General features: G+C 67.5%; 23 protein-coding genes. 8 read left to right on the forward strand and 15 right to left on the reverse strand.

The features are described 5' to 3' along the window. The first annotated feature begins 270 nt into the window (after positions 1-270). Together ACW18B_RS07370 and ACW18B_RS07375 are read left to right on the forward strand one after the other, a co-directional pair. Complete coding sequence (locus ACW18B_RS07370; protein WP_492050798.1) at positions 271-552, forward strand: BrnA antitoxin family protein; 282 nt, start codon at positions 271-273, stop codon at positions 550-552. A 332-nt stretch (positions 553-884) separates the two neighbouring features. After that, positions 885-1,133, forward strand: coding sequence for a hypothetical protein (locus tag ACW18B_RS07375; protein ID WP_492050800.1), 249 nt, complete (start codon positions 885-887; stop codon positions 1,131-1,133). A 106-nt stretch (positions 1,134-1,239) separates the two neighbouring features. Here ACW18B_RS07375 and dnaG read toward each other — a convergent pair whose 3' ends face one another. Continuing rightward, positions 1,240-3,135 (reverse strand): DNA primase, encoded by a 1,896-nt coding sequence (gene dnaG / locus ACW18B_RS07380; protein WP_492050802.1) that lies wholly within the window; start codon positions 3,133-3,135, stop codon positions 1,240-1,242. A 213-nt stretch (positions 3,136-3,348) separates the two neighbouring features. Between dnaG and ACW18B_RS07385 the strand changes: the two genes are divergently transcribed. Further along, positions 3,349-4,371, forward strand: coding sequence for a sulfate ABC transporter substrate-binding protein (locus tag ACW18B_RS07385; protein ID WP_492050804.1), 1,023 nt, complete (start codon positions 3,349-3,351; stop codon positions 4,369-4,371). A 210-nt stretch (positions 4,372-4,581) separates the two neighbouring features. Here the strand turns inward: ACW18B_RS07385 and ACW18B_RS07390 are convergent, their stop codons facing one another. After that, complete coding sequence (locus ACW18B_RS07390) at positions 4,582-5,313, reverse strand: 2OG-Fe dioxygenase family protein (protein WP_492050806.1); 732 nt, start codon at positions 5,311-5,313, stop codon at positions 4,582-4,584. Next, a complete protein-coding gene (locus ACW18B_RS07395; protein WP_492050808.1) occupies positions 5,310-5,693 on the reverse strand; it encodes a group III truncated hemoglobin in 384 nt (127 codons plus the stop codon). Before ACW18B_RS07395 ends, ACW18B_RS07390 begins: the two co-directional genes overlap by 4 nt. Positions 5,694-5,838: 145 nt before the next feature. Here ACW18B_RS07395 and ACW18B_RS07400 point away from each other — a divergent pair, with 145 nt between their 5' ends. Continuing rightward, complete coding sequence (locus ACW18B_RS07400; RefSeq protein ID WP_492050810.1) at positions 5,839-6,924, forward strand: acyltransferase family protein; 1,086 nt, start codon at positions 5,839-5,841, stop codon at positions 6,922-6,924. Between the two features lie 51 nt (positions 6,925-6,975). Here ACW18B_RS07400 and ACW18B_RS07405 read toward each other — a convergent pair whose 3' ends face one another. Then, entirely contained in the window at positions 6,976-7,680 is a 705-nt protein-coding gene (locus ACW18B_RS07405) for an HAD family hydrolase (RefSeq protein WP_492050812.1), read from the reverse strand. 291 nt (positions 7,681-7,971) lie between these two features. Here ACW18B_RS07405 and ACW18B_RS07410 point away from each other — a divergent pair, with 291 nt between their 5' ends. After that, the gene (locus ACW18B_RS07410) at positions 7,972-9,999 is read left to right on the forward strand and encodes a glycoside hydrolase family 43 protein (protein WP_492050814.1); all 2,028 of its coding nucleotides are present in this window, start codon (positions 7,972-7,974) and stop codon (positions 9,997-9,999) included. A gap of 76 nt (positions 10,000-10,075) precedes the next feature. Here ACW18B_RS07410 and ACW18B_RS07415 read toward each other — a convergent pair whose 3' ends face one another. From ACW18B_RS07415 to ACW18B_RS07445, 7 genes are all read right to left on the reverse strand, one after another. Next, the gene (locus ACW18B_RS07415) at positions 10,076-10,654 is read right to left on the reverse strand and encodes an SCO family protein (RefSeq protein ID WP_492050816.1); all 579 of its coding nucleotides are present in this window, start codon (positions 10,652-10,654) and stop codon (positions 10,076-10,078) included. Beyond that, positions 10,654-11,103 (reverse strand): copper chaperone PCu(A)C, encoded by a 450-nt coding sequence (locus ACW18B_RS07420; RefSeq protein ID WP_492050818.1) that lies wholly within the window; start codon positions 11,101-11,103, stop codon positions 10,654-10,656. The genes ACW18B_RS07415 and ACW18B_RS07420 overlap by 1 nt, the downstream gene beginning before the upstream one ends. A 28-nt stretch (positions 11,104-11,131) precedes the next feature. Beyond that, positions 11,132-12,574 (reverse strand): PepSY-associated TM helix domain-containing protein, encoded by a 1,443-nt coding sequence (locus ACW18B_RS07425; protein ID WP_492050820.1) that lies wholly within the window; start codon positions 12,572-12,574, stop codon positions 11,132-11,134. Positions 12,575-12,585: 11 nt separating this feature from the next. Continuing rightward, positions 12,586-14,904, reverse strand: a complete 2,319-nt coding sequence (locus ACW18B_RS07430) for a TonB-dependent receptor (protein ID WP_492050822.1) — start codon at positions 14,902-14,904, stop codon at positions 12,586-12,588. A gap of 61 nt (positions 14,905-14,965) precedes the next feature. Next, positions 14,966-15,340 carry a DUF2946 family protein gene (locus tag ACW18B_RS07435; protein WP_492050824.1) on the reverse strand — a complete coding sequence of 125 codons (375 nt, stop codon included), beginning with the start codon at positions 15,338-15,340 and terminating at the stop codon, positions 14,966-14,968. A 175-nt stretch (positions 15,341-15,515) separates the two neighbouring features. Continuing rightward, entirely contained in the window at positions 15,516-15,656 is a 141-nt protein-coding gene (locus ACW18B_RS07440; protein WP_492050826.1) for a hypothetical protein, read from the reverse strand. 110 nt (positions 15,657-15,766) lie between these two features. Further along, positions 15,767-16,051: a DUF1272 domain-containing protein gene (locus ACW18B_RS07445; protein ID WP_492050828.1), complete on the reverse strand. Its 285-nt coding sequence runs from the start codon at positions 16,049-16,051 to the stop codon at positions 15,767-15,769. A 242-nt stretch (positions 16,052-16,293) separates the two neighbouring features. Here ACW18B_RS07445 and carA point away from each other — a divergent pair, with 242 nt between their 5' ends. Next, entirely contained in the window at positions 16,294-17,478 is a 1,185-nt protein-coding gene (gene carA / locus ACW18B_RS07450) for a glutamine-hydrolyzing carbamoyl-phosphate synthase small subunit (RefSeq protein ID WP_492050830.1), read from the forward strand. A gap of 60 nt (positions 17,479-17,538) precedes the next feature. After that, entirely contained in the window at positions 17,539-18,249 is a 711-nt protein-coding gene (locus tag ACW18B_RS07455) for a hypothetical protein (protein ID WP_492050832.1), read from the forward strand. A 14-nt stretch (positions 18,250-18,263) separates the two neighbouring features. On the opposite strand, the gene ACW18B_RS07460 is transcribed toward ACW18B_RS07455, so the two are convergent. Continuing rightward, positions 18,264-19,886 (reverse strand): carboxylesterase/lipase family protein, encoded by a 1,623-nt coding sequence (locus tag ACW18B_RS07460; protein ID WP_492050834.1) that lies wholly within the window; start codon positions 19,884-19,886, stop codon positions 18,264-18,266. Between the two features lie 205 nt (positions 19,887-20,091). Here ACW18B_RS07460 and ACW18B_RS07465 point away from each other — a divergent pair, with 205 nt between their 5' ends. Continuing rightward, entirely contained in the window at positions 20,092-20,439 is a 348-nt protein-coding gene (locus tag ACW18B_RS07465) for an endonuclease domain-containing protein (protein ID WP_492050836.1), read from the forward strand. A gap of 58 nt (positions 20,440-20,497) precedes the next feature. On the opposite strand, the gene ACW18B_RS07470 is transcribed toward ACW18B_RS07465, so the two are convergent. The 3 genes from ACW18B_RS07470 to putA all read right to left on the reverse strand — a co-directional run bounded on the left by ACW18B_RS07470 (position 20,498) and on the right by putA (position 26,910). Beyond that, positions 20,498-21,823, reverse strand: coding sequence for a glycoside hydrolase 5 family protein (locus ACW18B_RS07470; RefSeq protein ID WP_492050838.1), 1,326 nt, complete (start codon positions 21,821-21,823; stop codon positions 20,498-20,500). 71 nt (positions 21,824-21,894) lie between these two features. After that, positions 21,895-23,427, reverse strand: a complete 1,533-nt coding sequence (locus ACW18B_RS07475; protein WP_492050839.1) for a PAS domain-containing hybrid sensor histidine kinase/response regulator — start codon at positions 23,425-23,427, stop codon at positions 21,895-21,897. A 393-nt stretch (positions 23,428-23,820) separates the two neighbouring features. Beyond that, positions 23,821-26,910 carry a bifunctional proline dehydrogenase/L-glutamate gamma-semialdehyde dehydrogenase PutA gene (gene putA, locus ACW18B_RS07480; RefSeq protein WP_492050841.1) on the reverse strand — a complete coding sequence of 1,030 codons (3,090 nt, stop codon included), beginning with the start codon at positions 26,908-26,910 and terminating at the stop codon, positions 23,821-23,823. Positions 26,911-26,999 lie beyond the last annotated feature (89 nt).

Below are 26,999 nucleotides of genomic sequence, written 5' to 3' on the forward strand. Positions count from 1 at the left end.
CTGTCAAGGGTGGAGGGGCTCTTTCCCTCTCCACTTTAACCCCCGTTCTCCCCGGCGAAGGCCGGGGCCCAGATCGAACCCAGGGCGGTTGCGTAGGCTTGGCGATGCCCAAAGGCGAGTCATCCCCAGACGCTCAGGCTGAATCTGGGCCCCGGCCTTCGCCGGGGAGAACGGAAGATAGAGAGCAGGACGTGTTGATCGGCGTGAATTTATGTAGCTACATGATATAGGCTCTGCGCCTTCGAGCCTCCACGAAATTCGGAGCGTGCAATGGCGGGGAACGAAAAGCCTACCAAGACGCCGTGGGTTGACCCTGACGACGCCCCCGAATGGACGGCTGACGTCTTCGAGCGCGCCGAGGTTCGCGACGGCCAGCGCCTGGTGCGTCCGGCGACCGGTACGCTCACCAAGCGTGGACGGCCCAAGCTTGAGCAACCCAAGAAGCAGATCACCTTGCGGCTGGATCAGGATGTCATCGACCGCCTTCGCGCCGGCGGGCCGGGGTGGCAGGGCCGGATCAATGAGATCCTCAAGAAGGCGGTGGCGCTCTGAGCGTCCGCTTGCGGGAGGAAAGCCAAGGCGTGCTTTCGACCCAAAGCGGACCCCAAGCCTTGCTCTGAAAGTGTTCCTCTGACACCGTAGATGGGTAAGCGGAGGGGCTGAGAGTGAAGCAGGGCTCAGGTTCGAAATGGGTGATCAGAATAGTGGCGGTTGTCGTCGCTATCGTGGTCGGCCCACCGCTCGTGGGGGTGATCGTCTTCGCCGTGGGAAGCATGATTTTCCCTCACTAGCGGGGACATCTGAGGTGTCTGTTTTGCGCCTCGTCGCGAACGTCCGCTATCGACCCATTGCGGACATTGAGGCAGGCAGCCAAAGTGCTCGACATGACTGTCCTGACGCGAATTGGCGCACTCGATATCGCCGAAGCTATCGCTGAGCGCATCGGGTCGTATGTGGACATGAACTTCATTCAGTTCTTGGCTGCTGACAGCGAGCGCATCCATTGCTGGTACATGAATAGTGAGGGCGAAGGTCCTTCATTTCGGATCGAGCTCCTCCGAGCACATGGCGGCTGGAAGCTCTATCTGAGCGAACTACCGCCCGCCACCGAACAGGACGTCGAGGTCCCCTAACCACCCTTCCCACCCGTCGGCAGAGTCCGCTCCTGGACCGCTGACCCAAACGTCCAGCCCGACGCGGGCGCGTCCCCAACTCGCGCGACAACCCCAAGCCCGCGCCCTAGCTCTCCCCCCGCCAGAACTCCAGGTGGCTGATCTGGCGCTGCAGCACGGTGATGCGGGTGCGCAGGTCGCGGCTGGCGGTCAGGCTGCCGGCGGTGACGGGTTCGTGGCGCAGGCGTTCCAGGGCCTGCTGGGAATTGGCCACCTCGATCACCGCCTCGTAGCAGGTCGACCACAGGGCGCGGGCCTTGGCGGTTTCCATGGCGGGGCTGAGGAACGGGGCGTCGGCCTGGGCCACGCGTTCGATCTCGGCGATCTGTGAGCCCAGGCCCTTGCGCAACAGGATCTCGCGGAACGGCGCATCGTCATGGATGTCGTCGATCAGGGCCTCGAACACCTCGCGGGCCAGGGGCGACAGGCGCGGATCGCCAAAGCCCACGCGCTCCAGCGCCTCGTCATAGGGGCGGGCCCAGCCGGGATGGTCCAGGGCGGCCAGGGCGACGGCGGCGTGGAAGGGGTTGATGCGGCCGCCGATCTGGGCGCGGGCCACGCCCCGGATGCCGGGGTCGGGCGGCAGGCGCTTGCCGTCCTTCCACTGGGCGCGCGGGGTGAAGGGCCGTCCGCCGCCTTCGCCGTTGCCAAACCCGCCCGGCGTGAAGGCCGTGCGCGGGAACAGGGCGTCCAGCTTGCCCAGCAGATCGTCGCGATAGGCCTGGGCCAGATCCTTGTCGGCGATGGTCGCCGCCGCCGCGCGCAGGCGCTGTTTCAGCCCCGCCTTGCGCTCGGGCGTGTCCAGCGGCTCCAGATCGCGCTCGCGGTTGAACAGCTGCTCGACGAAGGGCGTGGTGGCCGACAGCTGGGCCTTCAGCGCCGCCGGGCCCTGCTCGCGCAGCACGTCGTCGGGATCCTTGCCGCCGCTGACCAGCGAGAACTTGAACGAGCGGCCGGGTTTCAGCAGGGGCAGGGCGCGGTCCATGGCCCGGCTGGCGGCGCGCTGGCCGGCCTTGTCGCCGTCAAAGCACAGGGTGGGCTCGGGATGCAGGCGCCACAGCACCTCCATCTGCTCCTCGGTCATCGCCGTGCCCATGGCCGCCACGGCCGCCACCCCGGCCCGGTGGCAGGCGATGACGTCCATATAGCCCTCGACCACCACCATCGGATTGTCGCCGGTGGGGGCGGCGGCCTGGGCGGCGTGCAGGATCTTGCGGGCCTCGTACAGGCCGTACAGCAGCCGGCCCTTGTGAAAGAGGCTGGTCTCGGGACCGTTCAGATACTTGGCCCGCGCGGCCGGATCCATGGCCCGGCCGCCGAACGACACGGCCTTGCCCCGCGTGTCGGTGATCGGAAAGATGATCCGGTCGCGGAACCGGTCATAGGGCGCGCCGCCGTCTTCCGGCGCGATCAGCACCCCGGCCTCCACGAGGTCGCCCGGCTGGGCGCCCTTGGCGATCAGATAGTCCTTCAGACCCGTGCGGCTGTTGGGCGCGAAGCCGATGTGGAAGCGGCTCCACTCGCTCTCGGGCAGGCCGCGACGCTCCAGATAGGCGCGGGCCGCCTGGCCGACCGGGCGGCGCAGCTCGGCCTCGAACCAGGCGGCGGCCAGCTCCATCCAGTCGCCCAGACCGGCGCGCTTCTTGTCCTCGAAGGCGGCGCGGGGATCGGGCTCGGGCAGGCTCATGCCGGCCTCGGCCGCCAGCCGTTCGATCGCCTCGGTAAAGGTCAGGCGCTCGGTTTCCTGCAGGTAGCTGATGATGTCGCCATGCTTGCCGCTGGAGAAGCAGTGGTAAAAGCCCTTGTCGTCATTGACGAAGAACGAGGGGCTCTTCTCCTTGGTGAACGGCGACAGCCCCGCATATTCGCGCCCCTGCCGCCGCAGCTTCACCGACTTTCCGATCACGTCGGACGGGCGAAGGCGGGATTTCAGTTCTTCAAGGAAGCGGTCGTCGAAGCGCATGGCGGATGGGCTGTAGCATAGGCCATCGCTTGGTCGCGCGCACCAGCCGATCGCGGCGGGCGGGCGTCGGGGCTGTGGATGGCGGCGTCCCCTTTCCAGGCCTTGGCCGGCGGTTCATAAAAGTCTGAAGCCCCATGCAGGTAATCTCTACTGGACAAGTGTGCTTTAAAAAGACCCACTGGCGTCGGTAACGAGATCGAGCGGAGGCTGACGATGGCGCTTTCTATGGACCGGCGTGGCGTGTTGTTCGGGGCGGGCGCTGTGGCGCTGTCGGCCTGTTCGCCCAAGCCCGGGGCGGGCGGCGGCGCGTCCAAGCTGCTCAATGTCAGCTATGATCCCACCCGCGAGCTCTATCGCGACTATAACGCCGTCTTCAACACCTGGTGGACGGGGCAGGGCCATCCGGGCGTCAAGGTCGATCAGTCGCATGGCGGATCGGGCAAGCAGGCCCGTTCGGTGGTCGAAGGGCTGCAGGCCGACATCGTGACCCTGGCGCTGGCGGCCGACATCGACGCCGTCGCCGGCAAGGGGCTGATCCACACGAACTGGCAGTCGCGCCTGCCGCAAAACAGCTGCCCCTACACCTCGACCATCGTCTTCCTGGTCCGCCCCGGCAATCCCAAGGGGATCAAGGACTGGAGCGATCTGACCAGGCCCGGCGTCGAGGTGATCACGCCCAATCCCAAGACCTCGGGCGGCGCACGCTGGAACTTCCTGGCGGCCTGGGCCTACGCCCAGCATGCGGGCGGCTCCGAGCGGGTGGCGCAGGACTATGTCGGTGAGCTCTTCAAGCACGTGCCGGTGCTGGATTCCGGCGCCCGCGGCGCGACCACCACCTTTGTCCAGCGCGGCATCGGCGATGTGCTGCTGGCCTGGGAAAACGAGGCGTTCCTGGCCATCGCGGAACTGGGGGCCGGCAAGCTCGAGATCGTTTCGCCCAGCCTCTCGATCCTGGCCGAGCCGCCCGTCGCGGTGGTCGACTCCGTCGTCGACCGACGCGGGACGCGGGCGGTCGCCCAGGCCTATCTGGAGCACCTCTACGCCCCCGAAAGCCAGGAGATCATCGCCCGGCACTACTACCGTCCGCGCGATCCGGCGGTGGCCGAGACCTACGCCGCCAAGTTCCCCAAGCTGGATCTGGTGACCATCGCCGACTTCGGCGGCTGGAAGGCGACCCAGGCCAAGTTCTTCGCGGACGGCGGCGTGTTCGACCAGATCTACCGCCCGCAGGCCTAGTCCGGCTGGGGCCCATCGACATTCAGGCTTTGGGTCCATTTTTCACCGCCTATCCCCGCGAAAGCGGGGACCCAAGCAGGCTTTCAGGTTGCCGAACGGTGCAGACTTGTCCTGAGACTCGGCTTGGGTCCCCGCTTTCGCGGGGATGACCGGTGTTTTTGGATCCTTCTGGGCCAAAACGCCGACGTTTTGACTGAATGCCGATCCGCTCTAGTTCGGCGGGTCCTGGCGGAAGGTCACCACCAGCACGTCGCGCAGGGCGGGCTGGGCGGGATCGCCCGGTCTGATGGGGGTGACGCCGTGCAGCACGCGGTGGTCGTCCAGGAACACCGCGTCGCCCGGGGCGGTCAGGGTGAAGCTGCCCAGGCTCTTGCCGGTCGGCGTGAAGATGTCGGTGACTCCGCTTTCGACGTTCACCCGATCCACCAGCATGACGATCACCCAGTCGACGCCGTCGCGGTGCGCGCCTTCCGGCGTCGGCAGGCCGATCGCGTCGGCGAGGGCCTCGATGCGGAACTGGTGCAGTTCCACATGCCACGTGGCCGGCGGATCAGCGGTGATGGGGTGGAACAGGTCCAGCCCGGTGGTGATCACCGCCTGGGTCACCGGGTGGTCGGCAATGGCGTCGGTCACCGGTTCGAACCAGCGCTGCACGCCGCCGTTCAGGGCGTTGTAGTCGCGGCTCTGATAGTGCGGCCGGTGGGGCAGGCGGGTGATCGCGCCATGTGCGCCGGACGGCGCGACGGTGAAGGCGGCGAAGCGGCGCCGTCGATAGCGGCCGCCGTCGGCCATGAAGCCGTCCAGCCCCAGATCGTTCCAGCTGTCGGCGAAGCTGGACCAGTCGGCCATCGAAGGCGGGCCCAGCATGGCCAGGGTCCGGGCGGCGGGCGAGCGGACGAAGCCGTCATCGACCAGCGCCTCGCGCAGGGCGGTGGCGTTCAAGCGGCGGCTCCGGGCTGGAGGGGCAGGCTGCGCTTCAGACTGCTGGCGATGCGCTCGGCCCGGGCCCCGATCACGGCGGCGCGGGGCGCGTCGAACAGTTCGGCGCAGGTGGCGTGGAACAGGCCCAGCCAGGGGGTGAACAGGCCCACGGTGATGCCCTCGACCCGCTGGTGCACGGCCATGGGCGAGCCCTTGTAGCCGTGCTCGCCGCGCAGCACTCCGGCCCAGAACCGCTTCAGCGTCGCCAGGTGCTCGGGCCAGCCGTCGTCGCCCACGGCCCGCTCGAAGATCGGCCCCAGGCGATGGTGGCCCCGCACCTTGGCGTAGAAGGTCTCGACCAGGGCGTCGATCTCGGCGTCGGTGAAGGGCTGCAAGGTCATGACCGATAGATGGTGCGCGTGGGGCGCTAGCCAAACCATGATGAGGATCAAATTGCTACTGCCCCCCTCCCCGGGAGGGGTAGGGCGCGCAGCCTCCGGAGGGGCCAGTCTTGACCGTCGCACGGCGCCGGTCCACGCCTGAGCGATGTTCAAGTTACCGCCCCTGAAGCCCGATTCTGACCAGATGCTGCATCTGGACGCCCTGCGGATCGTCGGCGCCCTGATGATCGTGGTGTTCCACTTCAACCGCTTCATCAATCTGGACGGCCGCTGGCAACTGGCCGACGACACCATCAAGAGCTTTTCCCTGGTGGTGGACCTGTTCTTCGTGATCTCCGGCTATGTCATGGCGGCGATCTATACCGGCCGGCTGACCACCCCCGCCCGGTACGGCGACTTCCTCAAGAAGCGGGTCGCGCGGCTGGGGCCGTTGCACTGGCTGACCCTGCTGGTGTTCATCGCCGTCGCCGCGGCGGGGTCCGCGGGGCTGATCAACGACCGCGATCCCAAGCGCTATGACGTCTCGTGCATCGTTCCCAATATCGTCTTCATCCACGCCTGGGGGGTGTGTCACGCCCAGACCTGGAACTTCGTCAGTTGGGCGATCAGCGCCGAGATGGGGATGTATCTGGCTTTGCCGCTGCTGTTCCTGATCACGGCGCGCGGCCCGGTCTGGACGGCGGTCGTCGCGCTCGGCAGTCTGGTCCTGCTGACCTGGCTGTCCCGGAACGGCAGGACCTTCTCGCAATGGACCTATGATTTCGGCGTCGCCCGGGCGATTCCCGGCTTCCTGCTGGGCATGTTGGCCTGGCAGGTGAGGCCTTGGCTGGCCAAGATTCCGGCGGCGCCGTGGGTGATGTGGGCCCTGCTGGCGGGGTTCTGCGTCGCGTCAGGCCTGGGCGCGCCGCGCGACGCCCTGCTGCTGGTGATCTACGCCGTCGGTTTCGCCGGGGTGGCGGCCGACGCCTCCGCGACGCCCGGCCGCGCGACCCTGTGGTTGGCGCCGTGGGCGCAGCTGAGCTTCACCCTCTATCTGTTGCATCCGATCGCGCTGAAGATGGCGCTCGGCTGGGTGGGGCTGGGGCTGTGGAATCTGAACGGCGACGCCATGCGGCTGTGGGTGCTGACCTGGGTGATCCTGCTGATCCCGATCAGCTATCTGTCGCTGATCCTGTTCGAGCGCCCGGCCCGGGACTGGATCGCCAGGCTGGGCAAGCGGTCGGCGCCGTAGCGCCCTTCCGTCGTCTTCTCCTCACCCGCTTGCGGGGGAGGGGGCGCGGCGCTAGCCGTTGGACACGCTATCCACCCAGTCCGGCAACGCGCTGATCGAGCCCAGCTCGACATAGCGACCATGCCCCACCGGCGCCTGCGCGGCCTCATGGGCCCAGACCAGCGGATAGGGGATCAGCGCGCCCCAGGACCCGGCCTCGAGGGCCGGCAGGATGTCCGAGCGCATGGAATTGCCGGCCATCACCGCCTGCTCGGGTCCGGTGCCATGACGGGCGAAGACCCGGCGATAGGTGTCGGCGTCCTTTTCCGAGACGATCTCGACGGCGGCGAACAGGTCGCCCAGACCCGACGAGGCCAGCTTCTGTTCCTGGTGCAGCAGGTCGCCCTTGGTGATCAGCACCAGGCGATAGCGTTGCGACAGGGCCGCCAGGGCGTGCTCGACGCCGGGCAGGGGCTCGATCGGCTCGGTCAGCATCTCGCGGCCCACGGCCAGGATCTCGCGGATCACCCGGGTGTCGACGGCCCCGTCGGTCAGGTCCAGCGCCGTCTCGATCATCGACAGGGTGAAGCCCTTGGCCCCATAGCCATAGAGCCGCAGGTTGCGCTTCTCGGTGGTGGCCAGCTGGGCTTCGATGCGCTCCGCGTCGCCATGCTCGGCCAGCAGATCGACGAACCGCTGATGGGTCAGGCGAAACAGGCTCTCGCAGTGCCAGAGGGTGTCGTCGGCGTCGACGCCGACGGTGGTGATTGCAGTCATTGGGCGCCTGAACTGTTCATCTCGCGCGGATCTCGTCTCGCGGCGGGTTGCCGAGGGGGCCGGGAAATCGGCGGACGCGGGCCGCGTTGACCAGCTTCTACCAGTCGGGCGGCGCCGGGGCGAGGGCGGTGCAACGGGATCGTGGCGCTTGCCCGGTCAAGCGATGTTAGGGTCGAGGCGTAAACCCTTCTCAACGAGACCCGCTGACCCATGTCGACAGCAAGCCGCAAAGTCCCGATCGCGCGCCCATCCTTGGCGACAAGAGGCGGGGCGACCAGAAAGCAGGCCGGCGTGCTGGCCAGGTTCGCGATCGGCCTGGCGCTTGTTCTCTGCCTGCCATCTGAGCAGGCGCAGGCGCTGGAGGCGACCACCCCGCCGCACACCTGGGTCGCCGACCAGGGCGACGGGACCTACGCCAATCCGCTGTTCTATGACGAGTTCTCCGACCCGGACCTGATCCGGGTGGGCGATGATTTCTACATGACCGGCACCACCATGCACGCCATGCCCGGCCTGCCGATCCTGCACTCCACCGATCTGGTCAACTGGACCCTGCTGTCCTACGCCAGCCCGCGCCTGGACCTGGGACCCGGCTTCCGGCTCGAGGACGGCCAGTCGATCTATGGCCGGGGGATCTGGGCCCCGTCGCTGCGCCACCACGACGGCGTCTTCTACATCTTCAGCAACATCAACGGCCAGACGACGCAGAAATTCACCGCTCGCGATCCGCGCGGTCCGTGGACGCGCACGCCCATGAAGCGCAACCTCCACGACCTGTCGGTGCTGTTCGACGATGACGGCAAGACCTATGCGGTCTGGGGTTATCAGGAGATCCGTATCGCCCAGCTCGATGCGGACCTGGTCGACATCGTGCCGGGCACCGAGCGCGTGCTGATCCCCAAGGAGGCGGGGATGGGCGAGGGCTCGCACCTTCTCAAGGTGGGCCAGACCTATTTCATTCTCAGCGCCGAATGGAACGGCATGCGCATGCCCGCCGCGCGGGCCCAGAGTCTGGCGGGGCCCTGGGAGGTCAATCGCGCCCTCAGCGTCGGCGAGGACTTCGGTCTGGCCAAGGGGCGTCGGCTCCAGGGCGACGGACCGCCCTTCACGATCACGCCGCCGGACCCCGCCGGCCGCAACTGGGGCTCGCTGCATCAGGGAACCATCGTCCAGACGCCGGCCGGGGAATGGTGGGGCGTGTCGATGTATGACGCCAACTCCATTGGTCGCCTGACCGCCCTGTCGCCGGTGACCTGGAAGGACGGCTGGCCCTATTTCGGCCTGCCCGGCAACCTGACCCGCACCCCGCGCGCCTGGGTCAAGCCGAAGACGGATGCGCCCTCCGCGCCGCACGCGCCCTATGTCCGCGGCGACGACTTCTCATCGGGCGACCTGCAACCGGTCTGGCAATGGAACCACGCGCCGGCCGACGACCGGTGGTCGCTGAGCGCGCGGCCGGGTTTCCTGCGCCTGCACGCCCTGCCGGCGACCGACTTTCTGGCGGCGCGCAACAGCCTCACCCAGCGCGCGGTGGGCCCCCGCGCGACCGCCACCGCCATCCTGGAGGTCTCGGGCCTGGCCGAGGGCGACGTGGCGGGCCTGGCCCTGCTGACGCGCCCCTATGGCTGGATCGGCGTCAGGCGAACCCCTCAGGGTCTGGTCGTCACCCGGCGTGACGAGCAGACTGAGCGTGAGGCGCTGGCGCCGCTCAAGATCCCGGTTGACGCCAAACGGCTCTGGCTGCGGGCCGCCAGCGACTTCCTGAGCGAACGTCACCAACTGAGCTATTCCTTCGACGGCGAGCACTTCACGCGGCTGGGCGACGACTTTCTTTCGGCCTTCCAGCTGCGCACCTTCCAGGGCGTGCGCTACGGTCTTTTCGCGTTCAACACCGAGGGCCGGGTGGGGGGCGTCGCCGACTTTGACGCCTTCACCCTGGATGAGCCCGACAGGATCAAGGCTCGGCCCCTGGGCCAGGTCGTGCGCTTGCGGCCGGCGGCGCCGAACGCCGCGCTGGGCCCCCTGACCGAGCCGGTGCGTGTGATGGGGCAGGGGCCTGGGCGGGTGCGGCTTGTCCGGGGCGACACCGCCCTGACCATCGCCGACGACGGCGCCGCGACCTGGACCGCGCCCGGCGACGGCCCGCGCCAGACCTTCCAGTGGATCGAGACCCTGCAGGGCGACATCACCCTGATGTCCCTGCAGACCCATCGCTATCTGCGCCTGACGCCCGGATCGGCGGCCCTGGTCGCCGACAGCCCGGGCCCGACGGCCGATGGCGCCGACGGTGCGCGCTTTGTCTGGAGGCCCGCGCCGTGATCCGGAAACTGGCCATCCCGGCGATCGGGCGAGCCGTCGCCCGTGGCGCGCTTCGAGGCGAATGCCGGGCGCTGATCTAGCCCAGCAAGGGCCTCAGGCGCTCAAGGGCCTGATCGGGCGAGCTGCCATAGCCGATCGGGGCCACGAACTGACCGCCCGCGTCGAACAGATAGACCGAGGTGGAATGGTCCATCGTGTATTCGCCGCCCTCGACCGCCACCTTTTGGTAGTAGATGCGATAGGCCTTGGCTGCGGCGGCGATGGCCTGGGGCGATCCCGTCAGGCCCCGGATGCGCGGATCGAAGTTGGACAGATACAGCTTCAGCTGCGGGGCGGTGTCGCGTTCGGGATCGACGGTGATGAAGATCACGTTCAGCCGGTCGGCCTGGGGCCCCAGCCTTTGCAGCCACACGCCGATATCGGCCAGGGTGGTGGGGCAGACCTCGGGACAGTAGGTGAAGCCGAAATAGATCAGGGTCGGCTTGCCCAGCAGGTCGCGGTCGGTGACGGTCTTGCCGTCCACGTCCCGCAGGGTGAAGGGCCCGCCGATCTTCAGCAGCGGCTTGCCCGGGCGACGCAGCAGATAGAGGCCGCCGCCCGTCGCCGCGCCCAGGGCGGCGGCCAGGCCGCCCAGGACGAGGGTCCGGCGGCGCATCAGTGCGCGCCGGCCGGCGGCGGGGCCTTGATGGGCAGGCGCACGGTGACCGCGCCGGCCTTCTCGAAGTTGAGGGTCAGGGGCAGGGTCTGACCGGCCGTCAGCGGACCGCTCAGGCCGATCAGCATGATGTGATAGCCGCCGGGCTTGAGAGCGACGGTCCCGCCGGCCGGGATGGCCAGGCCGTCGCCCAGGCGGCGCATGCGCATGACGCCGTCGGTCATCGACATCTCGTGCACCTCGACGCGCTTGACGCCCGGGGCCGAGCCGCCCAGCAGGCGATCGGGGGTCTTGCCGCTGTTGACGACGTTGAAATAGGCCGCGCCGGTGGGCGCGCCGGGCGGTGTGGCGCGCACCCAGCCGGCTTCGATCCGCGGGGCGGGGGCGGCGGCCAGGGTCGAGGTGGCGACGGCGGCGGCCAGGGTGGCGAGAAAGGCGATGCGCTTCATGGGAAACCTCAGGGGTTGAAACGAAGGGTCAGGCTTGGTGGGGCGCTTGGCGCAGGCCCAGCCAGTGGCGGACGCCGGGGATGTGGCGCAGGGCCAGACGCTCGATCAGGGCGATGGCGATCATCGAGGCGCCCAGTACGGGCAAGAGGACGCCGAACACCACGATCAGGACGCCCACGCCCAAGGCGATGCGGCCCTCCGGCAGGCTGGGCGGCGCGCCCAGTTGCCCTTCCGGTCGCCGACGCCACCAGATCACCACGCCGCTGACGCTGAGGGTGATCAGGCCCAGGGCCGCCAGAACGCCCAGAACCTGGTTGGCGATGCCGAACAGCTGGCCTTCATGGGCGGCGATGCCGTAGCCGATCACCTTGTCGATCGGGTGGCGGCCGGCGAAGTCTTCGGTGCGGATCACTTGGGCGGTGTCGGGATCCAGGGTCAGGGTCACCCGCTGGGGCCGGTTGGGCGTATCCGAACGGGCGGTCCAGTCGGGCGAGGCGTTTCGGCCCTTCCTGTTGGTCGGCGGCGCGATCAGCACCGGCGGGGGCAGGTCCAGGGCCCGCACCGTGGCGACCATGCGGTCGAGCGGGGGCGTGGCGTCCATCGCCATTCCCGACATGTCCATGCCGGCCATATCCATGCCGGTCATGTCCATGCCCGCCATGTGTCCGGCGTGCTCGCCGCCGCCCGAGGCGTCCAGGGCCTTGGCCTCGGCCTTCTCGCCGGCCCGGCCGGCGGACCAGTCCTGTTTGGCGACCGCCGTGCCGGTCAGCTTGCGCACTTCCTTGAAGCTGTCGCCCCAGACCTTGGCCCAGGGCAGGCCGGTCAGCAGCAAAAACAGCACCAGGCCCGAGATCCACACGCCGGTCACCGCATGGATGTCGCGCCAGAACAGCTTGGAGCCTCGGCCCAGGCGCGGATAGACCACCCCGCCCAGGCCCTGGGCCTGACGCGGCCACCACAGATAGAGGCCCGTCACCACCATGACGATGGCCCAGCAGGCGGCCAGCTCGACCAGGATCGACCCCCGGTCGCCCATCAGCAGTTCGCCGTGGATGGTCTTGTCGATCTCCATCAGGCGGTCGTCCTGATGGATCACCTTGAGGATCTGCAGCGTCTCGGGATGGACATAGACGAGGAGGGTCTCGCCCTTCTGGCCAACGACCACGCGGGCGGCGTCATCGGCCTCGCGCCGCACCTCGTAGGTGCGCAGGCGCGAGCCCGGCACGGCCTTGAGCGCGGCGTCGACCTGGGCCTGGGCGCTGACGGGTTTCCCCGTCAGCGTCAGGTGGTCATAGGGCCGGTCCAGCCAGGCCTCGACCTGGGGCTTGAACAGATAGATCGACCCCGTGATCGCCAGGATGACGATGAACGGCGCGCAAAACAGGCCGGCATAGAAGTGCCAGCGCCAGATGGCGCGATAGTCGAAGATCGTTCGGCGGGCCTTGATCAGGGCCGGGCTGGACGCGGTCATGGATCAGACTCCTACCACTTGGTCTTGACGTCGAAGACGAAGGTCCGCTGCGGCAGCGGGTGCGAGACATAGGCCTGGTCGTTGAACAGGTTGTCGATCCCGACGCCCAGCTGGGCCTTGTCGGTCACGTTCCAGGTCACCCGGCTGTCGACCGTGAAATACTCGGTCTGGAAGCCGTAGGCGTCGCCGCGCGACAGGCCGAACAGATCCGAATTGGGCCGCGAGGCGTAACGCCAGCCCAGCGAGGCCTTGACGCTGTCGCTGATCCGGTAGCGAACATTGCCGCTGGACCGCCAGTCGGGGATGCGCGGGAACTTCACGCCCTCGGCGGCGGTGTTGGCGCTGTTCTTGATCGTCTTGGCGTCGATGCGGGTGACATTGGCGTCGATATCCAGGCCCGGGATCAGGACGTCGCTGGCCTCGAGGATCAGCTCCAGGCCGTACTGGCGCACCTTGTCGACGTTCTTGTAGGACGAGACGACGGTTCCATACTGGTTGAGGCCGCTGAAGCTGAAGATCGCGTCCTCGATGTCCTGATAGAACAGGCTGGTGGTCGAGCGCACCTTGCCGAAAGTGCGCCGCAGGATGAGGTTGGCGTCCTTCGACTTCTCGGCCTTCAGATTGGGGTCATAGCTGGTCGGGTCGATCTCGCGGGTGATGTCGTCGAACCGGCCCTGATAGAGCTCGCCCACGGTGGGGAAGCGCTCGGCCGTGCCGACGCTGACCTGCAGTTCGAAGTCGCCGGGGATGCGGCCCTGCAGCGACAGTTTCGGGCTGACCGAGGTTTCCTCGCGCTCGGGATAGGCGCTGTCGACGCGCACGCCGCTGACCTGCTTGCCGATGCCGCCGTCGAAGGCCCGCCAGCTGTCAAAGCGCAGGCCGCCGGTCAGGACGAAATTGCCGTCCAGATCATAGGCGTCTTCGGCCCACACGCCCCACAGGCTGGTCTTGCCGTAGGTCGAGGTCGAATAGACCGGCGCGGTCGCCGTGTGCCAGTTGCTGGTGGCGTAGGTGTCGGTCCCGGACTCGTAGAGGTTGGCGTTCAGGCCCACCCCGATCTCGTGCTTGCCGAAGGTGCGATCCAGGCTGGCGTCGCCGGTCCACCAGCCGGGCTGGGTCTGGCGGCTCTGGGTTCCGGCCCCGTTTGACGCGCCGGTCGCATAGTCCTTCGAAGTGCGGCTGTCCTGGTCGGGGATCCAGTAGTGCGAGAGGTTGAAGGCGGCCTTCCAGCCGGCCAGCGGCCCGGCCAGTTTCAGACCGGCCAGATACTCGGTCCGATCGGTTTCCGAGAAGGTCAGGCCCGTGGCGTTCCAGGTCTTGCCGCCATAGCTGACCTTGCCCTGATAGACCGGGTTGCCGGACGCATCGACCAGCCAGCTGCGCGGATTGGTCAGGTCCTGATTGGTCTTCCAGGCAAAGCCCAGGGCCTGGATGTCCCAGCCGTTGCTGGCGGCATAGCCGACCCGCAGGCGCAGCTGGTCCTGGATCACATGCACCGGCGAGGCGCCGCCGAACACCGGCGTCGCCAGGCGCTTGTCGTCATAGGCCCCGGTGACGGCCGTCCCCGTTCCCGTCGTCGCCGACAGCAGGCTGTAGCTCATCGACTGGCCGGTGTTTTCGAAGTGGCGGAAGCCGCCGCGCACGCTCCACGGGCCGTCGTCCTGCTTGTAGGAGATCCCGCCCTCGGCGCTGTAGCCCTTGAAGGTCTGGTCATAGCCGTATTCCTTGAACGGCATGATCATGGTCTGGGCGTTGGCATAGACCTCGCGGCCCGGCTCGGGCTCGCGGGTGGTGACCGAGATCACCCCGCCCATCGAGTTGCCGCCGTAGCGGGCCGAATAGGGGCCATAAACGATGTCGAATTGCCGCACTTCGGCCGGGCCGACCACGTTCCATTTGGGCGGAAAGTCGTAGCGGTTGCCCAGGAAGTTGGAGACCACGAAGCCGTCGACCAGCACGATGGTGCGGGCGCTCTGGACGGTGTTGGTGCCGCGCAGGGCGACCACGGCGTTGTCGTCGCCGGCGAAGCGTTTGCGCACGAAGAAGTCGGGCGCGTACTTCATCAGGTCTTCGACATTGACGGCGTTGATCGCCTCGAACTCGGTCTGGCCCAGCGAGACGGCCAGACCGCGCGGCACGACGGTGACGGGCTTGTCGCCGCGACCGACGACCAGCACCTGATCGACTTCTGTGGGCGTGGCGGCGGCGGGGTCGGCCGCTTCGGCGACGCGATCATCGGCCAGGGCCAGGGCGGGCAGGACGGCGGGGCTGAGCGCCAGGGCGGCCAGCAGGGCGCGCGCGGAAACGGCGCGGGAAAATACGGGAGACATGAAAAATCCAATCGTCGAACGTCAAGGAGCCGGCGCGCGAGGCGGCCGGCGGCTAGGGGCGTCAGACGATGGCGGGTGGTCCGGTCTTGAACGGCGGCGGGGCGGCCAGGCCCAGGCCCGGACGCTGATGGGCGACCGGCAGCTCAATCGGTGTGAGGGTGACGGCGGCTTCGGCGTGGGCCAGGGTCAGGCTTGGAGCCGGCAGGGGCGTGACGGCGCCGGCGAAGACGCAGCCGTGGTCGGGAGTGGCCTTGCCGCCCGTCGGCTTGGGGGCGGTCTCGCCGGTCGGAACCCCGCCGACGGCGTCGATCGAAACGGTCTTGGCGCCCTGGGCCGTACAAATGACGATGGCGGGCAGGCCGCCCGGCTCCGCGGTCGGCGCGACCATGTAGCCCGCCGGGATCAGGATGCGGACGGCGATCGCGCACACGGCCATCAGCCCGCCGAGGCGCGCCGGTATCCGTGTCAATCGTGACCACCCCAGTCCCATGATCGCTCGCCTACGCCCAATGGCGCGCGCTGTCCAGACGGCCGCGTCGCGACCCGCTCAAAGCCAGGACGCCGCAGGGCGAGGATGGGGTTTGTGGCCAGCGCCGCAGCTTGGCCGCCGGCTAGAACGCCAGGGCCGCCAGGGAGAAGAGGCCCACCGGGACGGCGATGGCGAACAGGCCGCGCACCGTGAAAGCGCCCAGGGCCACGGCCAGTTGGGCGGGCGTCAGGGACGTCATGGGCGTCGATCGCAGATTGGACATGATGATCTAGGCTCTCAAGGCGCACGGGACTTGTCCGGCGCGGCCCAGAGTGACCGATCGTCGTTAATAGCCTGCTTTCATCGGCTGCGACCGATTGTCCGCCCGCAAGATCAGCCCGCCGCCCAGGACGGCGGGGGCTCGGGCCGACTCAGGCCGGCGCAGGCCGGGTGGGCCTTGATCACCCGGCGCAGCGAGGCGGGGAAGCGGTGCAGCTTGCTCTCGGGCCGGATCGGCCGGGCCACCAGATCGCCGCCGCAATTGGGGCAGACGCCGAAGAATCGGGTCTCGGCGCAGTCGGCGCAGAAGGTGCATTCAAAGGTGCAGATCCGCGCCGCGTCGCTGGACGGCGGCAGATCGGCGTCACAGCACTCGCAATTGGGACGCATTTCCAGCACGGCTGACCTCCCCCGATCGGCTCTTTTCGGCCGGGCCATTCTAGGCGATCGGTGGGGTCCGACGCGAGGCTGGTGTTCGCCGATCACGGGAATGTGGCGACCGCTCCGGACTCCCGTGATCACGGGGCTTGACCCTCCGGTCAGCACCCCCTAGACACGCCGCCGTTTGCGCGGCGGGCGGGGTTACACCCGGCCCGCCTTTTTGCGACAATGACCATGCGTTTTTAGGAGGCGCTTCCGAGATGTCCAAAGACCTTCTCCCCCGCGTTTCCTTGCTTGAGGGCGTCACCGGCGTCCTGGCCCTGGCCGACGGCACGATCCTGCAAGGGGTGGGCTGCGGCGCGATCGGCGATGCGGTCGGCGAGGTGTGCTTCAACACCGCCATGACCGGCTATCAGGAAATCCTGACCGACCCGTCCTACATGGCCCAGATCGTCGCCTTCACCTTCCCGCATGTCGGCAATGTCGGCGCGAACGTTGACGACCTCGAGCAGATCTCGGGCGCGTCGGAAACGGCCGCCCGCGGCGCGATCTTCCGCGAGGTTCCCACCGAACAGGCCAACTGGCGCGCCGACAGCGATTTCGACGGCTGGATGAAGCGTCGCGGCATGGTCGGCCTGGCCGGGGTCGACACCCGCGCCCTGACCCGCAAGATCCGCGAGACCGGCATGCCGCACGGCGTCATCGCCCACAATCCCGAGGGCCAGTTCGACCTCGACGCCCTGGTCGCCAAGGCCAAGGCCTGGTCGGGCCTGGAAGGCCTGGACCTGGCCAAGGACGCCTCGACCACCCAGACCTTCACCTGGGACGAGGGCCTGTGGTCGTGGCCGGACGGCTACGCCAAGCTGGACACGCCCAAATACGAGGTCGTGGTCCTCGACTACGGCGTCAAGCGCAACATCCTGCGCGCTCTGGCCCATGTCGGCGCCCGCGCCACGGTGGTGCCGGCCAACACCTCGGCCGAGGACATCCTGGCCCGCAAGCCCGACGGCGTGCTGCTGTCCAACGGCCCGGGCGACCCGGCCGCGACCGGCGACTACGCCGTGCCGGAAATCCAGAAACTGGTCGCCAGCGGCACGCCGGTGTTCGGCATCTGCCTGGGCCACCAGATGCTGGCCCTGGCCCTGGGCGCCCGGACGGTGAAGATGGAACAGGGCCACCACGGGGCCAATCACCCCGTGAAGGACCTGACCACCGACAAGGTCGAGATCGTGTCGATGAACCACGGCTTCACGGTCGACAGCGCCACCCTGCCGGACGGCGTCACCGAGACCCATGTCTCGCTGTTCGACGGCACCAACGCCGGCATCCAGCTGAACGGCAAACCGGTATTCTCGGTGCAGCACCACCCTGAAGCCTCTCCGGGCCCGACGGATAGCCTGTATCTGTTCGAGCGCTTCGCGGGGCTGATGGACGCGGCGAAGTAGGGCGCGTCGGCAAAAATATGTTTCCCCGTGTACTATAGCTTAGGAACGCGGGGGAGATTCATGAGCGGCTTTTGGGAAAACGGGCTCTCTGGAATACTTGGCGCTGCGTTGGGGGCTGGGGCCTCATATTTTGCCAATTGGCAAGCAAATCGGCATTCTGAGAAGATGGCTAGCGCTGCTCGGCGACAGCGGCGGTTGGAACAAACTGCCGCTGATCGCGCGGCGCAAATGGCGCTGGCTTGGCGGGTTAGCGCGATATTTAATCAACACGTGGCATTTGTGCGCGGTATTCACAGATCTATTGAAGAGGACATAAGGAGCGGCGAAATATCAAGGCCTGATGCAGAAATATATGAAGTTTTACTTCCGAGAACTAGTGCGCCGATTTTCGATCGTTATCGCCCGGAAGATTTGACGGTTTTGATCAATTTGGGTGCTCTGAAAGAAATACCGCAGCTGCTACAATTTGAAGCCAACGCCATTTCTCTACAGCACGCCTATGATAGCTATAGTGAATTGCGGATGGAATTTCGCAGGTCGGTATCGTCATTGCCGGCTGTTCTCTCCGAAGAGCAAGCGCGGTCTCTCAAACCTCAGATGCAAGAATTATTTCAGTTGGCAGAGGTGCTGAGGCGTGATGCAAGTGACTGCTACAGTGAAGGTGAAGTTCTGCATCCGAATGTTTCGGAAATTTTATACAATGCATTTGGAGGCATTGGATTTCCTCGAATGCAGCTAAAGCCATTTGATCTTGATGCCCCACCTCAATAGGTAAAACTGTGCCCCTACGTCCCGAACTGCGTGAACGGGACCTTGTTGAACAGCTCCCGTTCCGCCCCGCGCGGGTCGTCGACCATCGCCGAGCTCGGCGTGTTGAACACCAGCGTCTGGCGGCGGGGCAGGGTGTAGGGCTCCCAGGCCGGGATGGTCGGGCAGTTGGGATTGCCGGTGCGGGCGAAGGCGATGAAGGCGTCGCTCATCTGGTGGGACATCGCCACGCTGTCGGGGCCGGTTCCGACGATCGCGCCCCTGGCGTCCAGGGTTCCGAACACCAGGCAGATATCCAGCGTGTGCGGCGCACCCCAGATCCCGCCGTCCTTGGGCGACTTCCAGTCCAGTTGATAGACCCAGGCTGGCGCGCCGGCTTTGGCCCGCTCCTCAGCCTGGATGATCGCGGCCTTCCACGAGCGGCCGGCGGTCGAGGCGGCGAAATAGACGTCCGACGGCGAATAGTGTGGATAGATCCGGCGGTATTCGGCCACCACAGTGGCGGGGTCGATGTCGATGCGGGCGTTGAACTGACCGGGCAGCTTGGCGATCACCTGCTCCCAGCTCATGTCGAACACCTTGGGATCAAAGCCGACGAAGCCGCGGGTCTCGTCATGGGTGTTGCCGCAGATCATCGGGATGTTCAGGCTCTGGGGCGCGGCGTCGGGGAAGAACGGGTGGCGGGTCAGGGACCGCTCGTCCAGCACCGGACCCATATAGACCCCGCCGGTTCCGGCGATCGGGTCGACGGCCTTCAGTCCGGCCAGCATCTGCTCGGCGGGCAGGGCGCGCAGAGCGGCCAGATCGGTGATCCCCAGCTTGTCGAGGAACAGCTGGGCGCGTCTGGTGGCGTTGAACGGGCCGGCGGCGGTGACCTGCTGGCCGCTCATGGTGGCGGCGCGGTGGAACAGGCCCTTGGCGGCGGGCATGGCCATCAGGGTGGCGATCTTGGCCCCGCCGCCCGACTGGCCAAACAGCATCACATTGTCCGGATCACCGCCAAATTGCGCGATGTTGTCGCGCACCCACTGCAGGGCCAGGACCAGGTCCATCTGGCCGACATTGCCGCTGTCGGCGAGGCTGGGATCATTGAAGATCCGCGCCAGATACAGATAGCCGAAGGCGTTGAGGCGGTGGTTGACGGTGACCACCACCACGTCGCCGCGCTTGGCCAGATTTGTCCCGTCGTACCAGGGGCTGGCCCCCGAACCGCCGTTATAGGCGCCGCCGTGGATGTAGAACATCACCGGCCGCTTGGCGCCGTCGGCCAACCCGGCCTTGCCGGCTTTGGCCGGGGTCCAGACATTGAGGAACAGGCAGTCTTCCGAAAGGGTTTCGCCGTCCTCGCCCTGGCCGGTCTGCATCGAGGCCGCGCCATAGGCCAGGGCGTCTTTCACGCCGGTCCAGGGCTGGGGCGGGAGCGGCGGCATGAAGCGTCTCGCCCCGCCGGTATCGGCGCCGTAGCGCAGACCCTTGAAGACCTGGACACCGTCCGCGCTGGTCCCGCGCACCTTACCGGCGGTGGTTGTGACGATGGGCGAGCGCGGGGCTCCGGCCGCAAAGCCCGCGGCGGGCGCCAGGGCGACGGCGCCGCCGGCGATCAGCAGACCACGACGATCAAGGGTGTGAGGGGTGTCCATGGTGTCCTCCGGCGGCTTCTGACGAGCTTCGCGCCAGAGGTAACACAAGCGATGACACCGGTGGACAGAAATTCTCGCAGCCCTCTCCCGGAGGGAGAGGGAGGGGCCCATCGCGCAGCGATGGGAGGGTGAGGGGCTAAGCCCTTTCAGAAAAACCCTGGTTGCTTTGCTTGCGATCCAGCGCCGGAGGATTTTCCATATCGGCATGGACCGAACTGCAACCGCGCGCCGCTTGAGGCAGGCCCAGACCACGCCGGAAGCCCGTCTGTGGGCTATCGTCCGCAACCGCCAACTCGCCGGTTGCAAGTTTCGCCGCCAGGTTCCGATCGACCGCTATTTCGCCGACTTCGCCTGTATCGAGGCACGGCTGGTGGTGGAGTTGGACGGCGCGGTGCATGACGATGAAGAGGCCGAGCTTCGGGATATGGCCCGCACCGAGGTGCTGGAGTCTTGCGGATACACCGTATTGAGGTTCCGGAACGAGGCGGTGATGACCGATCCCGGCGGGGTGGCGGAGGCGATCACCGCCGCGCTCAGGACGGCCAGGCCTTAGCCCCTCACCCTCCCACGCTTCGCGCGGGCCCCTCCCTCTCCCTTTGGGAGAGGGCTTTTTACAGCGCCGCCACCGCCGCCGCGTGGGCCTTGATCACCGCCAGGGTCGAGACGTCCGCGTTGAACACGCCGTAGAGGCCCTGTTCCTCCTGCGGCGGATCGCCGACATAGCTCCTGTCGCCCTTGGCGAACCAGGCGTCGTTGTGCTGGGCGCGGCCCTCGCCGTTCCAGGCCCAGAAGTTGGCGCCGGCGATCGGCCCACCGGTCTTCATGTCGGCGAGGACCAAGTCAAAGATCGTCTTGTAGAAGCGGTCCTTCAGACTGGTCGGGGCGTCGGGAGCCAAGGCGCGGTCGTCGCGGATCAGGCCGAATTCCTCGATCACCAGCGGCTTGTTGAGGGCTTTGGCGAGGGCGATGTGAGCGGTGACATAGTCGCGGCACCTGGCCTCGCCGGCCTCATAGGTCGCCGCCTGGTTCTTCATGTCGATCCAGCCCCAGTTGTTGGGCCAGACGTGCACGGTCATGTAGTCGATGGCGGCGGGCCTGTGGGTTTCGACCACGCAGGCCTCGCGCTCCAGGCAGCCCATGGCGCCTTCGCTGCCGGTGGTGACCAGATGGCGGGAATCGAGGGATTTGATCAATTCCGCCGTTTCGCGGATCCAGCGATAATAGGTCGGCAGGTTGGCGACGCCGAAGGCCTCCGACCCGCCCGGGCGCGGCTCGTTGGCCAGTTGCCAGGCCATGATCGTGGGATCGTCGCGATAGGGCTTGCCGGTGACGGTGCTGGTGCGGCCGACCAGGGTCTTCACATAGTGGCGGAACAGGGCGTTGGCCTGGGCGTCGCCATAGAAGCGGGCCGAATAGTCGGCGAAGTCGGGCCAGGGATGGGCCGGGTCGCCCTGCTGGAACCAGGTCCCGTTCCCGGTCCAGTTCAGATAGGCCGGCATGCCGCCCGACCAGTCCCAGAAATTGTTCAGATAGATCACCGCCTTCATGTCGCGACGGGCCATCTCGGCCAGCACGACGTCCAGGCCGGTCAGCAGGTCGGCGTTATAGTCCTGGCCGGGGCCCCTGAACGTCGGATCCAGCGCCACCTTGGCTGGCGATTGCTCGCCCGAGCCGAGGATCCGCAGATTGGTCACGCCCAGGGCCTTCAGGGCGTCCAGTTCCCGCCCCAGCCGCGCCCGATCGCCATAGGCGGCCGGCGAGCCCAGCCAGGCCCCGTACCAGAGATTGGCCCCGACGAAGCGGTAGGGCTTGCCGTCCAGGGCCAGGCGACCGTCGCTGACGGTGACGAAGCCCTCGGAGCTTTGGACGGCGGCGCGCGCCGCGCCAGCGGCCATAGCGGCGGCGCCGGCCAACATCAGATGGCGTCTGGACAGCATGGCTCTCTCCCCGTTTTGGCTAGCCTAACGGAGGCCGGCGGTCGGGGGGAGGGGAAACCTGGTCCGGATCATCACCCCAGATGGGCTCGGACCGCATCCAGTTGCGCGACGATGATCTGAGGGATGATCGGCTTGGGCGCGAACCCATCAAACCCGCCGACCTGTTTGACCATGTCCTGGCCATCCAGCACATCCGCCGAGATGGCGATCATCGGCAGATGCGTGGAGTGCCCGCGCCCGCGAATGCCGCGCATGGCCTGGATGCCGTCCAGGACCGGCATGCGCAGGTCCATGTAGCAAATGTCGAAATAGCCTTCCGGATGCCGGTCATAGGCGGCCAGCGCGTCCTGCCCGTTGACCGCCAGCGTCACGTCGCAACCCAGCTCGGTCAGCAGGGCGACCATGATCCGCTGCAGGGCGCAATTGTCCTCGGCGACCAGCACCTTCAGGGGCGTTGCGTCCTGGGCCTCGATATCGCGATTGGCCTGGCCCTCGATCTCGACGACGGGGCGGGCGCAAGCGGCGGCGGGGATGGTGAAATGGAAGGTGGCGCCCTCGCCGGGGCTCGCCGTCGCGCCGATGACGCCACCCATGATGGTGACGAGGTCGGCGCAGATCGACAGGCCCAGCCCGACACCGTCGCAGGTGCGGTTGAGGGTTTCGCTTCGCTGCTCGAAGGGCAGGAACAGGCGCGCCGCATCCTCCTGCGGGAAGCCCTCGCCTGTATCGGTGACTTCGCACCGGAGGCGCTCATCGCGCCAGTTCAGATGGAGGGTGATGGAGCCGCGCGGCGTGAACTTGATGGCGTTGTTGACGAGATTGGTCAGGATTTGGCGCAGCCTCAATCCGTCGATCATCAGGGCGGGCGGCAGGCCTTCGGCCCGGACGGTCAGTTCGAGGCCTTTTTCCTGGGTGCGGGGCGACAGGAGTCCTTGCACAGAACACGCGATCGCCAGGGCGTCGGTCGGGGCGCGGTGAATTTCCACACCGCCGGCCTCCAGCTGGGCCGTGTTGAGCAAGTCATTGACCAGCGCATGAAGCACCTGACCCGCCTCCAGCAACTCCGAGACCATGGCCTCCTGTTGGGTCGAAAGGGGGGCTCGGGCCAGCATCTGCGTCATGCCGATGACCCCTGCCAGGGGGGTGCGTAGCTCGTGACTCATATTGGCCAGGAAGCGGCCCTTGGCGGCGACGGCCTGTTCGGCGCGCTCTCGCGCCTGCAGGTTTTCCGCCACCGCCGCCAGGCGTCGGGTCTCGATTTCGGTGACGTCGGTCGCCACCTTGATGATCTTGTAGGGCCGCCCCGCATCATCGAGAACGGGATTGTAGACGCCCTGGATCCAGACTTCTGATCCGTCCTGGGTGACCCGCTTAAACAGGTCGGAAAAGAAATCGCCGCGCCTCAGTCTTTGCCAGAACTCGTCATAGCTTTGGGAGTTGGCCTCTTCGTCGTGAACGAAGATCGCGTGCCGCTTCCCGACGATGTCCTTGAGCGTGTAGCCGAGGGTGTCGAGGAAGTTCGCGTTGGCCGAAAGGATCTCGCCGGTGAGGGAGAGCTCCAGGATGAGCTGCGAGCGATTAAGCGCCGCGAAGGTGGCATCCATCTGCCGCAACCGCATGGGCGGCCCATCACGCGCGACGGGGGCGGGCTTTTTATAGGTCGCCATTAGAACTTTCGATCCCGGAAACTGACTTTCAGTACGCGAATCAAGAACGTTCAACATCGTCTCTGGGCAAGACTAGGGGCGTCACCCCTCCTTAAAATCAACTGTATTCAATGTCGCACCCGTGACATTTCAGAAGGTGGGTAGCGCCAATCGGAATCGTCGTGAAATTTTCTGGGTGTTTCCCAGTCCGTCAGGAGCCGATCTCTGATTTACAGAGATCTTGATCTCCGCCGGCTTTGAGGTTCTGGGCTCGTCCAGGACAGCTTTCGGGAGGCGCGCGGAACGCCTTGCCAACGGCCGCCCGCGCGGCCGCCGCAGGCGCGCCGGTCCTCACAGATTCAGCAGCGCGGGGTCGCCGCCCTGGGCGGTGATGTTGATGCTGACGGCGCGCTCGACGGCGTAGCGCAGCAGGGCGTGGGGGCCGCCGGCCTTGGGGCCGGTGCCTGACAGGCCCTCGCCGCCGAACGGCTGCACGCCGACCACGGCGCCGGTCATCGAGCGGTTGACATAGGCGTTGCCGGCCGGGACCAGGCGCTGGACCTCCGCCGCGAAGCTCTCGATCCGCGAGTGGATGCCCAGGGTCAGGCCATAGCGACGATCCGCCAGGGCGCCGGCGACCTGCGCCAGGTCTTCGGGCGCATAGCGCACGACGTGCAGGACGGGGCCGAACACCTCGCGCTCCAGGAAGTCGGCGGCGGGGATCTCGGCCAGGACCGGAGCGAAGAACGTGCCGCCGGCTGGGGCCGCCAGGACGTGCAGGACCTTGGCTTCGTGCTGCAGGCGCTGCAGGTGCTTGTCGAGGGCGTCCTTGGCCTCGGCGTCGATCACCGGGCCCACATCCGTGACGGCCAGGGCCGGGTCGCCCAGCGCCAGGGCGTCCATCGCGCCCTTCAGGCCCTCGATGATGTGATCGGCGGTGTCGTGAGGCAGGAACAGCAGGCGCAGGGCCGAGCAGCGCTGGCCGGCGCTGCCGAAGGCCGAGACGATCACGTCGTCGATCACCTGTTCGCGCTGGGCGGTGGTGTCGACAAACATGCCGTTGAGCCCGCCGGTCTCGGCGATGAACGGCACGATCGGGCCCTGGCGCTGGGCGAGGGTCTGGTTGATGCGCCAGGCGGTTTCGGTGCCGCCGGTGAAGGCCACGCCGTCCAGGCCTTCATGGCTGGTCAGCACCGCGCCCACCGTCTCGCCACGACCGGGCAACAGGGCCAGCAGGCGCGGGTCCAGGCCGGCGGCGTGATAGAGCCTCACCGCCTCATAGGCGATCAGCGGGGTCTGTTCGGCCGGCTTGGCCAGCACGGCGTTGCCGGCCGCCAGGGCGGCGGCGATCTGGCCGGTGAAGATGGCCAGAGGGAAGTTCCACGGGCTGATACAGACGAACACGCCGCGCCCGGCCAGGCTCAGGGTGTTGGTCTCGCCGACCGGACCCTTCAGCACCTGGCCCGGGCCGAACTGGTCTTCGGCCAGCACGGCGTAATAGCGGCAGAAGTCGACGGCCTCGCGCACCTCGGCGATCCCGTCGCCGAGGGTCTTGCCGGCCTCGCGCGACAGGATGGCGATCAGGCGGTCGATATTGCTCTCAAGCGCGTCAGCCATGGCGCGCAGCACCTTGGCGCGTTCGGCGCCGCCGGCCTGGTCCCAGGCCGGTTGGGCGGCGCGGGCCAGCCGGAAGGCCTGATCGACCTGCGGCAGCAGGGCCTCCGACACCGCGCCGACCACGCGGCCGTGGTCGCTGGGGCTGACGACGGGCAGGGGCGCGCCTCCGGCGCTCAGCTTGCCGCCGATCAGCGGACCGGCCGAGAGGGTGACGGCGTCCAGCGCCGCGACGGCGGCGGTCAGGCGCTCGCGCTCGGCCGCGATCGACAGGTCAATGCCGGCGCTGTTGCGGCGACGCTCGCCATAGACGTGGACAGGCGTGGGGATCTTGGCGTGGCGGTCGGGATGGGCTTCCACGGCGTCGATCGGGTCGACCACCACCTTTTCCACCGGCACCCGCTCGTCGAGCAGGGCGTGGACGAAGCTGGTATTGGCGCCGTTCTCCAGCAGGCGACGGACCAGATAGGGCAGCAGGTCCTCGTGGCCGCCGACCGGAGCGTAGGCCCGCAGGGTAATGCCGTCATACAGGTCGTCGGCGGCGGTGTAGAGCGCCTCGCCCATGCCGTGCAGGCGCTGATGCTCGATCTTCACGCCGGCGGTCTTGGCCATGCGCACCACGGCGGCCAGGGTGTGGGCGTTGTGGGTGGCGAACTGGGCGTAGAGATGCGGCGCGGCGGCGATCAGGGCCTTGGCGCAGACCAGATACGACAGATCGGTGGCGGGCTTGGTGGAATAGACCGGATAGTCGGGCCGGCCGGCGACCTGGGCGCGCTTGATCTCGCTGTCCCAATAGGCGCCCTTGACCAGGCGGACCATCAGGCGGCGACCGGTGTCCTGCGACAGGGCGGCCAGGCGGGCGATCACCTCGGGGCAGCGCTTCTGATAGGCCTGAACGGCCAGACCCAGGCCGGTCCACTCGCCCAGTTCCGGCTCGCGGCACAGGTGGTCCAGCAGCTTCAGCGACAGGGCCAGGCGGTCGGCCTCTTCGGCGTCGATGGTGAAGCTTAAATCATACTTCGCGGCGATCAGGGCCAGCCGCAGGATGCGGGGATAGAGCTCCTCCCACACGCGGTCCTCGTGGGTGGCCTCATAGCGCGGGCACAGGGCCGACAGCTTGACCGACACCCCGTGACCGGCTTCCGGGCCGACCTTGTTGGACAGCTTGCCGACCGTTTCGATGGCGTCGGCATAGGACTTTTCATAGCGCGCGGCGTCGGCGGCGGTGCGGGCGCCTTCGCCCAGCATGTCGAAGCTGCACATGTCGCCGTCATGGGCGGCGCGCTTGATAGCGGCCTCGATGGTGCGGCCCAGCACGAACTGCTCGCCCATGATGCGGATGGCCTGGCCGACGGCGGCGCGGATCACCGGCTCGCCCAGCCGGCCGGCGATCTTCTTGATGAAGCCGGGCAGGTCGCGTTGGGCGTCCTCATCTGGCTCGACGAGCTTGCCGGTCAGCATCAAGCCCCAGGTCGAGGCGTTGACGAACAGGCTGTCGGAGCCGCCCAGGTGAGACGCCCAGTCGGCCGAGCCGATCTTCTCGGCGATCAGCCTGTCGCGGGTGTCGTCATCGGGGGTGCGCAGCAGGGCCTCGGCCAGGCACATCAGGGCCAGGCCCTCGCGGGTGCCCAGGGAGAACTCCTGCAGGAAACTCTCGACCACGCCCTGCTTGCGGACCGATCGGCGGGCCCCGCGCACCAGGGCCTCGGCCTCGGCGCGGACAGCGGCGCGATCCTCCAGGCTCAGCGGCCGTGCGGCCAGCAGATCGGCGATCACCGCGGCTTCGTCGCGATACTTGCCGGCGTCCAGGCTGTCCCAGTCGATCATGCGCTTACCCAGGGCTTGAGGATGTCATCATCGGTATAGGTATGGATCGGCCGAATGTGCTTCGTTTGTCGGGATCTAACGCCGAACGA

The sequence above is a fragment of the Caulobacter sp. FV2ps19 genome, from assembly GCF_058681035.1.

Bases quoted from the DNA above. Each gene is read 5' to 3' on its own strand.
- putA (WP_492050841.1), bottom strand. From the start codon at position 26,910: ATGATCGACTGGGACAGCCTGGACGCCGGCAAGTATCGCGACGAAGCC.
- ACW18B_RS07375 (WP_492050800.1), top strand. From the start codon at position 885: ATGACTGTCCTGACGCGAATTGGCGCACTCGATATCGCCGAAGCTATC.
- ACW18B_RS07465 (WP_492050836.1), top strand. From the start codon at position 20,092: ATGGACCGAACTGCAACCGCGCGCCGCTTGAGGCAGGCCCAGACCACG.
- ACW18B_RS07470 (WP_492050838.1), bottom strand. From the start codon at position 21,823: ATGCTGTCCAGACGCCATCTGATGTTGGCCGGCGCCGCCGCTATGGCC.
- ACW18B_RS07405 (WP_492050812.1), bottom strand. From the start codon at position 7,680: ATGACTGCAATCACCACCGTCGGCGTCGACGCCGACGACACCCTCTGG.
- ACW18B_RS07400 (WP_492050810.1), top strand. From the start codon at position 5,839: ATGTTCAAGTTACCGCCCCTGAAGCCCGATTCTGACCAGATGCTGCAT.
- ACW18B_RS07420 (WP_492050818.1), bottom strand. From the start codon at position 11,103: ATGAAGCGCATCGCCTTTCTCGCCACCCTGGCCGCCGCCGTCGCCACC.
- ACW18B_RS07460 (WP_492050834.1), bottom strand. From the start codon at position 19,886: ATGGACACCCCTCACACCCTTGATCGTCGTGGTCTGCTGATCGCCGGC.
- ACW18B_RS07415 (WP_492050816.1), bottom strand. From the start codon at position 10,654: ATGCGCCGCCGGACCCTCGTCCTGGGCGGCCTGGCCGCCGCCCTGGGC.
- carA (WP_492050830.1), top strand. From the start codon at position 16,294: ATGTCCAAAGACCTTCTCCCCCGCGTTTCCTTGCTTGAGGGCGTCACC.
- ACW18B_RS07475 (WP_492050839.1), bottom strand. From the start codon at position 23,427: ATGGATGCCACCTTCGCGGCGCTTAATCGCTCGCAGCTCATCCTGGAG.
- ACW18B_RS07430 (WP_492050822.1), bottom strand. From the start codon at position 14,904: ATGTCTCCCGTATTTTCCCGCGCCGTTTCCGCGCGCGCCCTGCTGGCC.
- ACW18B_RS07435 (WP_492050824.1), bottom strand. From the start codon at position 15,340: ATGGCCGTGTGCGCGATCGCCGTCCGCATCCTGATCCCGGCGGGCTAC.
- dnaG (WP_492050802.1), bottom strand. From the start codon at position 3,135: ATGCGCTTCGACGACCGCTTCCTTGAAGAACTGAAATCCCGCCTTCGC.
- ACW18B_RS07395 (WP_492050808.1), bottom strand. From the start codon at position 5,693: ATGACCTTGCAGCCCTTCACCGACGCCGAGATCGACGCCCTGGTCGAG.
- ACW18B_RS07455 (WP_492050832.1), top strand. From the start codon at position 17,539: ATGAGCGGCTTTTGGGAAAACGGGCTCTCTGGAATACTTGGCGCTGCG.
- ACW18B_RS07425 (WP_492050820.1), bottom strand. From the start codon at position 12,574: ATGACCGCGTCCAGCCCGGCCCTGATCAAGGCCCGCCGAACGATCTTC.
- ACW18B_RS07385 (WP_492050804.1), top strand. From the start codon at position 3,349: ATGGCGCTTTCTATGGACCGGCGTGGCGTGTTGTTCGGGGCGGGCGCT.
- ACW18B_RS07440 (WP_492050826.1), bottom strand. From the start codon at position 15,656: ATGTCCAATCTGCGATCGACGCCCATGACGTCCCTGACGCCCGCCCAA.
- ACW18B_RS07370 (WP_492050798.1), top strand. From the start codon at position 271: ATGGCGGGGAACGAAAAGCCTACCAAGACGCCGTGGGTTGACCCTGAC.